This is a genomic window from Methanosarcina sp. KYL-1 (genome assembly GCF_024372725.1).
Lineage (GTDB): Archaea > Halobacteriota > Methanosarcinia > Methanosarcinales > Methanosarcinaceae > Methanosarcina.
In genome coordinates, this window is record NZ_VOUA01000027.1 from 26,751 (window position 1) to 40,097 (window position 13,347).

At 49.7% G+C, this 13,347-nt stretch carries 9 protein-coding genes; 5 read left to right on the top strand and 4 right to left on the bottom strand.

The window, feature by feature from the left end:
• Window positions 1-254: 254 nt before the first annotated feature.
• Both FTO70_RS14695 and FTO70_RS14700 read right to left on the bottom strand, forming a co-directional pair.
• Window positions 255-1,373 carry an AI-2E family transporter gene (locus tag FTO70_RS14695; protein ID WP_255336515.1) on the bottom strand — a complete coding sequence of 373 codons (1,119 nt, stop codon included), beginning with the start codon at window positions 1,371-1,373 and terminating at the stop codon, window positions 255-257.
• Window positions 1,374-1,791: 418 nt separating this feature from the next.
• Window positions 1,792-4,266 carry a phosphoadenosine phosphosulfate reductase family protein gene (locus FTO70_RS14700; protein ID WP_255336516.1) on the bottom strand — a complete coding sequence of 825 codons (2,475 nt, stop codon included), beginning with the start codon at window positions 4,264-4,266 and terminating at the stop codon, window positions 1,792-1,794.
• Between the two features lie 125 nt (window positions 4,267-4,391).
• Here FTO70_RS14700 and FTO70_RS14705 point away from each other — a divergent pair, with 125 nt between their 5' ends.
• Window positions 4,392-4,565, top strand: coding sequence for a hypothetical protein (locus FTO70_RS14705; RefSeq protein WP_255336517.1), 174 nt, complete (start codon window positions 4,392-4,394; stop codon window positions 4,563-4,565).
• A 94-nt stretch (window positions 4,566-4,659) separates the two neighbouring features.
• Window positions 4,660-5,943, top strand: a complete 1,284-nt coding sequence (locus FTO70_RS14710) for an NAD(P)/FAD-dependent oxidoreductase (RefSeq protein WP_255336518.1) — start codon at window positions 4,660-4,662, stop codon at window positions 5,941-5,943.
• Window positions 5,944-6,629: 686 nt separating this feature from the next.
• On the opposite strand, the gene FTO70_RS14715 is transcribed toward FTO70_RS14710, so the two are convergent.
• Window positions 6,630-7,964 carry a tyrosine/phenylalanine carboxypeptidase domain-containing protein gene (locus tag FTO70_RS14715; protein ID WP_255336519.1) on the bottom strand — a complete coding sequence of 445 codons (1,335 nt, stop codon included), beginning with the start codon at window positions 7,962-7,964 and terminating at the stop codon, window positions 6,630-6,632.
• 60 nt (window positions 7,965-8,024) lie between these two features.
• On the opposite strand from FTO70_RS14715, the gene FTO70_RS14720 reads away from it, so the two are divergent.
• The gene (locus FTO70_RS14720; protein WP_255336521.1) at window positions 8,025-9,275 is read left to right on the top strand and encodes a Glu/Leu/Phe/Val dehydrogenase; all 1,251 of its coding nucleotides are present in this window, start codon (window positions 8,025-8,027) and stop codon (window positions 9,273-9,275) included.
• Between the two features lie 153 nt (window positions 9,276-9,428).
• Complete coding sequence (locus FTO70_RS14725; protein ID WP_255336522.1) at window positions 9,429-9,596, top strand: rubredoxin; 168 nt, start codon at window positions 9,429-9,431, stop codon at window positions 9,594-9,596.
• 224 nt (window positions 9,597-9,820) lie between these two features.
• Here FTO70_RS14725 and FTO70_RS14730 read toward each other — a convergent pair whose 3' ends face one another.
• On the bottom strand, window positions 9,821-10,006 hold the full coding sequence (locus tag FTO70_RS14730) for a hypothetical protein (RefSeq protein WP_255336523.1): 186 nt from the start codon (window positions 10,004-10,006) through the stop codon (window positions 9,821-9,823).
• A gap of 382 nt (window positions 10,007-10,388) precedes the next feature.
• Between FTO70_RS14730 and FTO70_RS14735 the strand changes: the two genes are divergently transcribed.
• Window positions 10,389-13,334 carry a PAS domain S-box protein gene (locus FTO70_RS14735; RefSeq protein WP_255336524.1) on the top strand — a complete coding sequence of 982 codons (2,946 nt, stop codon included), beginning with the start codon at window positions 10,389-10,391 and terminating at the stop codon, window positions 13,332-13,334.
• The last annotated feature ends 13 nt before the right edge of the window (window positions 13,335-13,347 follow it).

Below are 13,347 nucleotides of genomic sequence, written 5' to 3' on the forward strand. Positions count from 1 at the left end.
AGAAGAATGTATGACAGTCCTAACACCCTACAATGATATAAAGCAATCCCTTTTGCCTGATATTCATTTTTGCCGGGCCCGAAAAAGCGTTAATTTCCATTTATTTTTTCAGGCCCTTTCAGGCTGTCCCTGTATCCTCCTTTGAACTTCTTTAGACTGCTATCTCTTTGAACCTTTTATATCTCCAACCTTTATAGCTTGACCTTTATAGCTTAACCATTATAGCTCGACTTTTATAGCTCAACCCTTATCCTTCACTCAGCTTTCCCTACAGGCTCAGCCCTGCAGGAGCTTCCGGGGTTTGTGAGTTCCGGGTCCTGGTCCCTTGCCTGCCCGGGGCGGATGTTTTCCTGGTAGATCTTGTAGGCTGCAACCAGGGCGCCCAGCAGGATTGGGGCTGCAAAAAAGCCTGCAACCCCCCCAACAAAAGCCCCGCCCAGAAAAGCCAGCATAAGGAGCATGGGATGAATCTTTGACTTATAGCTGGTAAGGAAAGGCCGGAGAAGCAGCTCGGGAGGCCCGTAGATTACAAGGGAGGAAACCACGAAAAAGAGGAGGGCACTGTCAAAACCGTACTCGAAATAGCGCAGCACGGACAGCGGCACAAGCACCATATACCCGGCAAACAGCGGTATTATGGAAGCTATAAAGATAAGGGTTGCAAGTGCCAGCACGTGGGGGAGCCCGAAAGCATAGAGAACCACAACCGAGGTCACGCTTACAAAGAGTGCGGCATAGGCATTGCCTATGAAAATGCCCTTGAGTATAAGGTCAAGGTGGGCAAAATAACGGTTTACGGTGCCCTGGTACTCCCCTGGAACCACGGAGAGCATGGCGCAGTAGAGCCTGTCCCCATCGGCAAGCAGGAAGTAGCAGAAGAAAATCGAGACTATGAAATTTATGGCAAAAAGCCCGATGCTCTGGGCATAGGAAACCAGCCCGATGCTGCCAAAAGCCGGGAGCAGGGAGGAAAAAAGGTTCCAGACAACCGTATTTATCCTTTCGAGGTACATTTCCGGGATATCCAGGGAGCGCACGAAATCAAAGATCCCGCCCAAGACTGCCGCCTGGTGGTCAATAATCCAGGATATCTGGTTCAGGATCTCAACAATCCCTGCCCCGATAATGAATATAATAGGAATGAAAATGCAGAGGCTGGCGACCATGGACCCCAGTTTTTTGCGGGTTTTAAATTTCATGCGGATGGGCCGGGCAATGTAGGCAAAGACGAGCCCGAGCACGATTCCGTCTGCAAGGGGCAGCAGGATCAAAAAGGCAAAATAAAGCAGCACAGCTACTGCAAGGGCCGCTCCGATCTTCCAGCGGCTGGCAATCAGCTGGCTAACACCGTCAGGGGGTTGATTTAATAACATTCTTCAGTTCCGTTGAAAATCTTATTACAATGAAGCAGGCACTTTAAAGTGTATTTCAAGTCAGTGCTTCAAATGAGCATTTCAAATGGGTATTTAAGGCGAGTATTTAGGGCAAGTCTTTCAAGCAAGCATTTTAAGCAAGTGTCCTGCTGGAAAACAATAAGGAAATATAATTAGGAACTATTTAAAAATATCATAGAATGGGAACCCGGAATGGAAATATTTTGTGAGATCACGGGAGTATTTTGCAAACGGCTTATTCCCACCTGAGAACCCGGGCTTTCCACTGTTCAAGCTTTCGAATATTTAAGCTTTCGAATATTTAAGCTTTCGAATATTTAAGCTTTCGAATATTTAAGCTTTCGAATATTTAAGCTTTCGAATATTCAAGCTTTTGACTGTTCAAGTTGTCGAATGCTCAAACCTTTAACCTTGCATCAAAATCAGGCACAAGCTTCTTGAAATACTTTGTCACAACACATGACTCCGTACATTTCCCGCACCTGATACAGGCTTCGCTAACATGAGGCCCTTTTTCATCTATCGAAACCGCTCCCACAGGACAGGCTTTCACACAGATCCCGCAGTGGGTGCAGCGGGAAAGGCGGACCAGCTGTTTTGCTGCTTCCTTAAAAAGGGAGATTGCTTTTTCTTTTGTTTCCGAGCTCACAAGCAGGTTCCCGTTGGAGAAGAACTTCACGGTCCCGGAACCGGTCCTGACCAGCAGCATGCCCAGTTCTTCAGCGTAGACTGCAGGCCCCAGCACGTTCAGGAAGGCGGCAGCTTCTTTCAGCCTTATGCCTCTTACCCCGGCTTCCACGGAAAAGCCTCCGGCCCTGCAGGGGGAAATGCCTGACACAACTTCGATTTCAAAGGCTTCGGCTTTTTCTTCCGGAAGGACGGAAATTCCCAGCTCTTCGGCCAGCTTCAGCATCTTGGGGGGAAGTTCCTTCCAGCGCCAGAACCCGTGCTCGACAAACTTTTCCGAAAGCCCCCTGGCTTTTGCCCAGTCCAGCAGGAAAGCGTCCCATTTAGCATACATCTCAGGGTGAAGTGCCTTAACCCTTTCATATTCGGCAGCCAGGGCCGAGGGGCAGAGCCAGCACCCCACCCTCTCGAAACCCTGGTCGTAAAGGGGGTTGTAGGCAAGCCCGCGCCAGTGGATATAGAGCCAGACCTCAAGCGCCCGCCAGTCCCGGATCGGGAAGATGTTGAGCTGGTTCGGGACAAAGGGATTGGTCTCGCTTGCAGCAATCCTGGCCCTTGAGAAAGACTCGTGCTTCCTTTTCCCGTCCACGGTAAGATAAGCCACTGCATCCTGTTTTTCCTGCAGGTTCTCCTGTCCTTTCTTCTGTCTGTTTTCCTGCCCACTCTCCCCTCCGCGAAGGGTACATGCGCCTTTTCCCGTTTCCAGGTCCCCTGCCGAAGCCAGTTTGCAGACCTTACAGCACCAGCGGAAGTCCTTTGCAGGAGGCCCGAACCTTTCCACGTTCTCCCAGAAAGCAGACCCCGCACCCATTTCCTCGAAGGGAACTTTCGCCTCCCGGCAAAAGCTCCGGGCAAACTCGACCGTCTCCGGGAATTCTATCCCGGTGTTCAGGAAAAAAGCCTTAAACTCCCTCTGCTTGAGGGCTGCCCGCGTCAGGTCGAGCACGACCAGGCTGTCTTTTCCCCCGCTGAAGGAGACATATACCGGAAGCTGGCTGTACTCCCTGCGGAAAGCAATCCCCCGGATGGTGTTGATGGCATTTTTCCCAAGGGCCTGCAGGTGCTTCCGGTTCGCCTCGATGCAGGCTGCAAGGCCAGGCACCTTCGGGTGCAGGGCCGCATCCCCACTGTCAATCTTCCTGATCCTGATGACCTTTTTCCCGGCTTCGGGGGAGTTCTCCGCTTCTTGCGGGACTCCTGCTTTTGAGGAATTCTCCGTTTCTGGCAGGACTCCGGTTTCGGGGCTGGTTTCAGGACTGGTTTCAGGACTGGTTTCAGGACTGGTTTCGATAACTGCAAAATCCCTGCCGTCAATGTAAGAAATCCCGTACCCGCTAAGGCTGCCAGCAACCACCAGGACGAAGTCCCCTGCCCTGATATCTTCGGAAAAAGCCTCAACAAGCCCGGCACCCACATTTTTCCCGTTCAGATGCCTGTTTTTCGCTTTTTTCAGCTCGACTTTTTTTCCTGCCCCATGCTGCAGGAGTAGCTTTGCTCCTTCCACGGAAGGCTCAAACACGTAGTCCATTTTCGAAAGCTCAAAGCGCAGCACCCCAAAATGCAGCCCGTCAACTATGATTTCATCGGTCTTGTCCTCCCCCGGGATTTTATTCAGGAGGATTATCCGGTCTCCCAGGGGGTCGCAGCCGAAATCCGAAACGAGCTTTCCGGACAGGACTTCCTTTTCGTAAGGGGAACAGAAACGGACGTCTGCAGGCTGGGAAAGGGGAAGCGTAACTCCGGCTTTTCCGCATGCCCCGCATTCCTCACCTATCAGGGGCAGGTTGCACTCCCGGCACCAGAAAATGCTGTCGTTTTCATATTCAAAGCGTCCGGAATCCTTTTTTCCGGAGGGAGGCTTTCCGGAAGGAGTCTTTTTAGATGGAGCTTTTCCGGAAGGAGCTTTTCCAGAGAAAGCCTTTTCAGAAGAAGATTTTCCAGAGGAAGATTTTCCAGAAGAAGATTTTCCAGAGGAAGATTTTCCAGAAGAAGATTTTCCAGAGGAATACTTTCCTGAAGGAGTTTCATCGTAGCGCTTTTTTGCGCTGCTGCCCCTGTCAGGCGAAGGCTTTCTTGCCATTTCCGGGGTATTTCTGGCAGAAGCTCCGGAACTTTTCCCTACCTGGGTGTTCTGGCTCTGCTTATTCGGGCGCTGGGCCCTTGAGTTTTCTTTTTTCTGTTGCATGGAAAGCACTGGCCGGTGGTTAAAAGAAGATGGTTAAAGGTGGTAATGGTTTACTGATAGTGGTTAAAGGTGATAATGGATAACGATGGTAACTGTAATAATGGGTAACGATGGTAACTGTGGTAATGGATAGCGATGGTACGGGTAAAGGTGGTATGGTTAGTGGTGGTATAGGTGATTCAAAGAAAATGGTTAAGTATCTTATTGTTCAGTTTTCAGGAAGGATGCGTTTAGCGCTATATCAATATTGTGAAGGTATTGTGAAGGGTGTAAAAACAGAACTTCAAACCCAAACTTGACCATACTTATATTGTATATTTGGATAGACATAATAACCATACTTACATGTATATTAAGTTTTTTCCCAAACCCGCTACCTGAAGGTGATGCAGCATGAATTACGATGTGGTCGTTGTGGGAGCCGGGCCCGTGGGCTCCACTGCCGCCCGTTCTGCGGCAGAGCATGGGGCTAGAGTCCTCCTGCTTGAAGAACACAGTTCCATAGGGTCTCCTGTAGGCTGCACAGGGCTTTTGAGCACCCGCGCAGTCGCCGAATGCGGCCTCAGGCCTTCGGAAGACTTCGTGTTCAATTCCGTGCGCGGGGCTTTTGTCCATGCCTCGGACGGGCAGATCCTGCCGATTGACGGAAAGAAGACAAAGGCATACGTGGTTTCGCGGAAAAGCTTTGACCGCACCCTCGCAGCCCGGGCTGTGGAGGAAGGGGCTGAAATTTCCCTGCGAACAAGGGCTGTGGGGCTTGATAGGGATTTTGAAAGCGGGACCTGCGGAGAAAAAGCTGACCGGAAAAGCTCTCCCACCTCTCCAGTCTCCCCAGCCTCTCCATCCTTTCCAACAAAACTCCGGGTCATCAGGAACGGCAGACCCGAGACCATAAACGCGGCCGTGGTGATAGGGGCAGACGGCGTAAAAAGCCGGGTTGCCCAGTACGCGGGCCTGGGAAAACCTGCAAGAATCCTTCCCGGAGTCCAGATCGAAGCCCCCTACACCTCCGAGGACACCGATTTTGTAGAACTGTTCCCCGGCTCCCCGGCCCCGGGCTTTTTCGCCTGGACCGTGCCCCTTGATGAAAAGGTCTCGAGGATCGGGCTTGCGGTGGAAGCAAACCGCCTAGGGAAAGGAGAAAACCCTCTTTCCTGCCTCGAAAAGTTCCTCAGCTCAAACCCACACCTTAAAGCCAGGTACGGAGGGGGCATGCTCGACTTCGTCATGGGCGGGATCCCCATCGGCCCCCTGGAAAAGACGTATGCGGACGGAGTCCTGGTAGCAGGAGACGCTGCAGGCCAGACGAAACCGACCTCCGGAGGCGGGGTGTATACCGGGGCTTTCGCCGCAAAGATTGCAGGAAAAGTTGCAGCCGAAGCCGCCCTTGAAGGGGACAGCTCCGCAGCCAGGCTTTCAGAATACGATCGGCTCTGGAGAAAGGGCCTGGGAAAAGAACTCGAAATCGGAATGAAAATCCACGACTACATGGGAAAGCTGGAAGACAGGCAGTTAAACGAACTGATAGGTTCCCTGAACACCCCCCGGATACTCGATACCATCACGGAATACGGGGACATGGACCACCCCTCGGTCCTGATGAAAAAGCTCATGCTTTCCGGAAACTCCCTGCGGCTGATGAAGGCTTTCGGCACGTTTGTCAGGACCCTTTTTTGAAAAAACCGGATATTCTGAGCGTATTTTTGCAGAATACTGGAATTAAGGCCTCCTGCCCCGGTAAATACATCCCTTAACCCTGTAAACCGCTTTTCAGTTCAGGCGTTATGGGAATGAACCTGCAGCCTGCATGGAAAAATATTTTCCATTAACCCCGGAAACCGTTTTTCAGTCAAGGTGCAAGAGGATTCCCCCGCCAGCTTGCCTGGCGGCGCCTCCCCCAAAAAAATAAGAAATAAATTCAAAAGGAATATTTTCAGGTTATAATTAAGAGATATGAAAAATATAGTTTAAGTTTTATTCATTCCTGTTTTGTTTACCTCCTATACAATTTCTATCAAATGCTTTTACTTTTTACCTTCTTTGCAGGTAGACTTCGCAGGCAGGCTTCGCAGGCCAGAACACATACCTGTTTTATTTTAAATTAGAATTTCAGGACATTTTTGGAAAACGCCGGTTGCTTCGCAACCGGTGAGTGCTTCGGGGTTCTGCGAAGCGAAGAAAAAAATGGATCACTGGCGACTTAAAAACTAGAATGACACCGGACACCGGGGTTCTGCGAAGAGAAGAATAAATGGGTTGCAGGGAACTGAAAAGCTGAGAATAATAAAGGACGCAGGGGTTCTTCAAAGAGAGGAAAAAGGAAATAAAGTAAATCGGGTACTGCGGGTGAACTGAGAAACTTTTTATAAAAAAGCGGGCCTGGAAAGCGGGGAAGAAAGTTGCATTTCCGGAAGGTAGCGGGGCTGCTTCAGGATCTCTCTTTCCAGAAGGTCACGGGCAAGTTCGAAGTGCTTGAGCCCGATTTTTCCGCAGTAGAGGATTTTTAAGGTTTCCGCTTCCGAGGGCTGGTTTTGCAAGAAGGAGCGGACTTTTTGAAAGCCGCTCAGGTACACGTAATCCTTGGTGTAGCCCCCGGGGTGGGAAGTATCGATGAGCCCCCTTTTGACCCGCTGGGCATGGGTGAAGGCTTTTTCCGGGGGGAAATAGCAGACAAGCTCTTCGAAAATTTTGGAAAATGAAGCTTCGGAGCACATTGCTGCGGCCACGACTCTTGCACTGTATTTTTTAAGGGTTTTGGGGTCAAGGAGTCCGCTCCGGGCTTCGTTGTAAACCGCAAGGCCTTCTTCGGTTTCCGTGTAGCCGGGAAAGCCGGAGAGAAAGAGCCTTAGTGGCTGGCGTTTCCCGTTTTCAGCCCTGAAGACGTGGGTGCCGATTTCATGGCAGAGGTAGCGTTTGACCCCGGACCTGGAAAAAAGGGTGGAAAAGTTGATGTAAATTTCACCGCGGGCAGCACTTACGGCTATTTTTGCCCCGCCGCCTCCGGTGGGCCTGATTTCCCATTCCAGCCCTAAACGCCGGATTTCGTCCTGAAAAAGCCTGCGGACAGTATCAGGTTCCAGGTTTTCCTCTTCTTCCTCAGGAGGTTTCAGGCTCTTCAGGTTCTTTCTTGCCTCCGCGAGCAGGGCTTTGGGAGGGCTCCCGTGAAAAGCGGCAAGTTCGGCCCCAAAATCCGGGGATTCCCTGCGCTTTAAAAGGGCATGGGAATAAAGAAGATAGTCGATTTTCCTGATGTAGTAAGGGGCAAAAACGGAATTTTTGCAGAGTTCAAGCCTTCCCTTTATCCGCTTCAGCTCCCTGCAGAGGCCTGCGACCTCAGGACCGGGACTCTCGTATTCAAAGATAGGGTCATAGTGTTTTCCGGCGGCATACGCTTTAAGGAAACGCGCTTTTTCCCTGCCGGAATTTACAGGGTTCAGGTAGCTGAGGATATTTATCTGCACTTCGATCTCGAAGAGGCGCCAGTCATATGCCAGGACGCAGCTTTCGGATTTCAAATCGGTTTCGTAAACTCTTCTCACCCCAAAACTCACGTGAAATTTGACCCCGACAAAATTTGAATAACATAGTTTAAAAAGTTTTCCGGCAGCAGGGAAAACGGCAATTCGGGCAGCACCTGTTGCAGTACCAATTGCAGTACCAATTGCAGTACCAATTGCAGTAACCTTGGTAGTACCCATTACAGTACCGCTGCAATACCTATTTAATGACACAAAACCCATACTCCAATGGGGGTATTGATGAGTTCGGAGCCAAACCTTCTTGATGACATAAAGGAGCACGTATGCACCTGTTCTGCAGGCCTCAGTTTTACTCCTGATATCGAAGCGTTCCTGAAAATGCCCATGCGCGAGCTCTTCGTTGCTCTCCCGATCCACATGGACAACGGCTCGGTCAGGGTCTTTAAGGGTTTTAGGGTCCAGTATAACGAAGCCCTTGGCCCTACAAAAGGCGGGATCCGCTTCCACCCGGACGAGACCATTGAGACGATCCGGGCCCTTGCGGCCATTATGACCTGGAAATGCGCCCTGCACAAACTGCCCCTGGGGGGAGCAAAAGGCGGGGTGGTCTGTAACCCGAAAGAGCTTTCCCACCGGGAACTTGAGCGCCTGAGCCGGGCCTACATCCGGGGGGTCTACCAGGTCATAGGCCCCGATAGGGACGTGCCTGCCCCTGATGTTTATACAAACCCCCAGGTCATGGCCTGGATGATGGATGAGTACTCGAAACTGGCAGGTAAAAACGTCTTCGGCGTCATTACTGGCAAGCCCACAAGCCTGGGGGGTTCCGCAGGCAGGTACGATGCAACGGCCCGGGGAGGCTGGTATGCAATAAAAGAAGCTGCCGGGAAGATGGGCCTGGACCTTAAGGGCGCAACGGTTGCCGTGCAGGGCTTCGGAAATGTGGGGTACCACGCAGCCTACATTGCAAAAAAACATTTTGGGTGCAGGGTCGTTGCGGTCAGCGACAGCAAAGGCGGAGTCTATGCCGAAGAGGGACTTGACCCTGAAGACGTTTCCGGGCACAAGATTTCCAGCGGGTCGGTGCTCGGCTACCCGGGAGCCAGAAACATCACCAACGAAGAACTTCTGGAACTGGGAGTGGACATCCTCATCCCGGCTGCCCTGGAAAACGTGATCACAACAGAAAATGCCGGAAGGGTCACCCCCCGGATCCTTGCCGAACTTGCAAACGGCCCCACAGCCAGGGAAGCCGACCCCATTCTTTATACAAACGAGGTCCATGTGATCCCGGATATTCTCTGTAACGGCGGAGGGGTCATTGTTTCCTACTTTGAGATGGTCCAGAACCAGTACAGCATGCAGTGGGACGAGGCCGAAGTCCAGAAACGCCTGGAAAAAAAGATGAAAGAAGCGTACCATTCCGTGTTCGATTTCGCAGAAATGAACAACACAGGCATGCGCCAGGCTGCTTATACCCTCGCTGTCAGCAGGGTAGTTGAAGCCATGCAGCTTCGGGGCTGGATTTAAAGGACACTTCCTTAAAAATCCTGAGACTCTGAAGGGAAAAGGAAAATTGAAATCACCGGTTAACACCGGTTAACACCAGTTAACACCAGTTAATATCAGTTTCTAACGCCTGGCAAACATCAAAGCAATTAAGCAATTGGCCAAACCGGGCAGGTGATTCTAACGTACAGATGCATAAATTGCGGTTACCTTTACAACCCGACCTGCGGGGATTCCTCACAATCCATAGGTCCCGATACGCTTTTCAAGGAACTGCCGAAGTCCTGGAAATGCCCGAGATGCGGAGCTCCCAGGGAAAAGTTCGAAAAGATGCGACCCTGAAAATTCGACAAGGCTAAGAAACTAACGTGAGCATACGGGCTTTATTGCCAACTTAATACAAAATAGAAAAGCGTACATCAGGTACAACATATGCGCATCAATATGTGCATCATATGCCTCATATACAGGATATGAATTCCTATCCCTGGTTCAGGATAAAGAAAGCACGAAAAGAAAAAAATCGAAGAAAAAAATGAGAAAATCGAAGAAAAGACGAAGAAAAATTACTGTATCGGCATCTCACTTTCGTTCATCAGGTTTCTTTCGAAATTCAGGATTCTCCTTACGACTATTTTTTTGGACCCATACCAGAGTTCCTGGTTTTCAGGGTATTTTTTCATTATATATTCCGAAAGTTCTAAAACATCCATGTCGTCAAGTTTCCGCTTGAGCTGATTTAAGTCTTCCACGCCAGATACCTTCCCTCAAAACTCATAATGTTTTCGTAACTGATTACTTTTATTTTCGTATTCAAATTTGGTTTTAATGTTAAGCCTGTAAAAGAATAAACTTTTATGTAATGTCCTTTGCAGGAAAAAATCCCATTGGATATTCAGAATATCCGGTATTTTATATATATCCCGTGCTTGACCATAAGGGCCAGGTATTATCTTGAAGGGAGATAACAGGATACATTTTTAAACAATTATGTAAAATAACGCTGAGAAGTTAGGAAATTGAGGGGTTTCTTTAGTTTGAACAAATAATATAAACGAAGTTGATGTAAACGACTTCAAAACACGGATGTTTTCAGCATTAACGGATGTGTTCAATATTAACCTTACTGGTAGCATGGAAAATGGGAAAGGAGAAAACTGGATGGAAGAATTCCTTTCAGCCAGCCCGAGCCCTATAATCAGGGCTGGAAAAGGGGGGACGGTTCTTTATGCAAACCTGTCAGGTGAACCTTTGCTGGAACTCTGGGAAACCTGCGTGGGAGAAGGACTTCCACCGGGAATTAGGGAAACCGTCCGGAGAACAATCCTCCGGAAGAGGCAGGAGACCCTGGAAGTCAAAGTAGGGGGAAAGGTTTACTCGATTGCATTCATACCTTCAAATGATGGCGAGTACGCAACCCTTTGCGGCTCCGAGATCACTTCCCTGAAACTGATGGAAGAAAAAATGCGCAAGGGAGTCAAAATGCATGAAGCCCTTTCAAGGCTGAGGGAACTGGCTTCCAGGGCCACGGCTGCCGCAGACCCCGAGATTTTTCATAAAGAAACAGCATCCCTTGTTGCAGGTGCGCTTGAAGTGGATTTCTGTGCAATCCTGAAACTGTTGCAAGAAGGAGATTTCAGCCTTGAAGCCGGGACCACACCCGAAACTTCACATTTGGGGGCCATAGTCAAAAAAGAGACAGCGTGCCAGGCCGGGTACACGCTGCTTTCAAGCAGGCCTATCTTCCTGGAACCGCGGGACAGAAAGGAAATTTTCATGGAGGCAGGCCCCGAAAAGTGCCGTGGAACTGCCACAGGGACGAGTACTGGCAGCGGGACGAGTACTGCCACTGGAATGAGTACTGTTATCGGAAGCGTGGAAAAACCCCTGGGGATAATGGCAGTCCACAGCAAGGAAGAAAGGAAGTTCACAAAAGAAGACGCATACTTCCTTTGTTCGGCTGCTGCCCTGGTTTCGGAAGCCTTTGAGAAAAGAAAAATAGAAGAAAACCTCCTGAGCAAAGTCCGTTTTCTGGAAACCCTGCTTGATACGATCCCTGCACCCGTTTTTTACAAGGATGAGAAAGGAGTTTACCAGGGATGCAACGAACTGTTTGCAAGAAGGATCCTTGGGCTTCCAAAAGAAAAAGTGATAGGGTGCTCAATAGACGAGCTTGAGGAAGCTATTCCCGCCGAACTGGGAGACATTTACAAAAAGATGGACGCACAGCTCCTGCGAAAGGGAGGGGCTCAGTTTTATGAGTCAAAAGTGATGTGTGCTGACAGGGTGGAAAGGGAATTCTCTTTTAATAAAGCTACATACAGGGACCTTTCGGGCAAGATTGAAGGGCTTGTCGGGGTGATGCTGGATATCACCGGACGCAAAAGAACCGAAGAAAACCTGCAAAAGAGCGAGGAAAGATACCGCCTCATTGCTGAACAGACAGGACAGCTGATATACGGCTTTGACCTGAAAAACGGCCTGGCTGAATGGGGGGGTGCCTTCGAAGAACTTACAGGCTATAGCTCTAAAGAGATCCAGAATTTTGATTATTATGACTGGGTGGAGCACATTCATCCTGAGGACCGCAGGAGAGTGCAGCAGGTGCTCAGGAAATGCTGGAGCAGCGGAGAAAAGTTTCATGAGGAATTCAGGTTCCTGCGGAAGGACGGGAGCTATTTTTATGTGGAAAACAAAGGGGTATTCACCAGGGATGAAGACGGCAGCATATGCAGAGCCCTCGGAGTGATGAAAAACATTACCGAAATCAAGCTCTACTCGGAAAAACTGAAAGAAAGCGAAGAGCTCTACCGCACATTCCTGGAGAACTTCAGAGGGATCGTGTTCCATGGCAACATGGATTTCACTCCCGTCTTTATGCACGGGACCCTGAAGGAAATTACGGGATACGGGGAAGAGGATATTAACTCAGGCAAACTGAACTGGGACAGGATAGTCCATCCTGAGGACCTGCCGGGGATTATTGAAGATGCAAATGCCCTGAGGTCAGTCCCCGGGACTGCCATTGAACGGGACTACAGGATCATGCGGAAAGACGGAAAGGTCCGCTGGGTTTACGAGATAATCCAGAACATCCCTGATGCTTCGGGAAAACCGGAATTCGTGCAGGGAGCACTATACGATATAACCGAGAAAAAAATTGCACAGCAGGCCCTGGCAAGAGTTGAAGAAATGCGCAAAAAAGAAATCCACCACCGGATAAAAAACAACCTCCAGGTGGTTTCTTCCCTGCTCAACCTGCAGGCCGAAAAGTTCGAAGATAAGAAGGTTGTTGAGGCGTTCCGGGAAAGCGAAAACCGCGTCATCTCAATGTGCATGATCCATGAAGAACTGTACAAATCAAGGGATATGGAAAGCATCGATTTTACCGCCTACCTCCGGAAATTGACTGCGGACCTGCTTCAATCGTACAGGATAGGAAACGAAAGGATACACCTCCATCTGGACGTGGACGACATATTCCTCGGCATTGACACCGCAATTCCTCTCGGGATAATCATCAATGAGCTGTTTTCGAATTCCCTGAAGTATGCGTTTCCGAAAGGCGCGGAAGGAAACATCCTGATTTCACTCCGCAGAGAACCTGAACCCGGAACTCAGGCTCCTAACCCCGGAACGGGCTCCGGCAATGCTGCCCGGGATTCCGAACCCTCGCCCCTTGACTCATCCATTAACTCATCCATTAACTCATCCATTAACTCATCCATTAACTCATCCATTAACTCATCCATTAACTCATCCATTAACTCATCCATTAACTCATCCATTAACTCATCCATTAACCCCTCCATTAACCCCTCCATTAACCCCTCCATTAACCCCTCCATTAACCCCTCCATTAACCCCTCCATTAACTCATCCCTCAATTCTCCCCGTTATAATCTGGTCTACTCGGATAACGGAGCCGGCTTCCCCGAAAACGTCGATTTCAAAAAAACCGAAACCCTCGGCTTACAGCTGGTACACGCCCTGGTGGAGCAAATCGACGGGCAAATTGAGCTTGAAACCGGAAAAGGAACTGCATTTACCATCATTTTTTCCGATCCCGGACAAACTTAAAGACAGAAAACAA

Coding starts and splice junctions, on each gene's coding strand:
- FTO70_RS14735 (WP_255336524.1), top strand. CDS start 10,389: ATGGAAAATGGGAAAGGAGAAAACTGGATGGAAGAATTCCTTTCAGCC.
- FTO70_RS14715 (WP_255336519.1), bottom strand. CDS start 7,964: ATGGGTACTACCAAGGTTACTGCAATTGGTACTGCAATTGGTACTGCA.
- FTO70_RS14705 (WP_255336517.1), top strand. CDS start 4,392: ATGGATAGCGATGGTACGGGTAAAGGTGGTATGGTTAGTGGTGGTATA.
- FTO70_RS14720 (WP_255336521.1), top strand. CDS start 8,025: ATGAGTTCGGAGCCAAACCTTCTTGATGACATAAAGGAGCACGTATGC.
- FTO70_RS14700 (WP_255336516.1), bottom strand. CDS start 4,266: ATGCAACAGAAAAAAGAAAACTCAAGGGCCCAGCGCCCGAATAAGCAG.
- FTO70_RS14710 (WP_255336518.1), top strand. CDS start 4,660: ATGAATTACGATGTGGTCGTTGTGGGAGCCGGGCCCGTGGGCTCCACT.
- FTO70_RS14695 (WP_255336515.1), bottom strand. CDS start 1,373: ATGTTATTAAATCAACCCCCTGACGGTGTTAGCCAGCTGATTGCCAGC.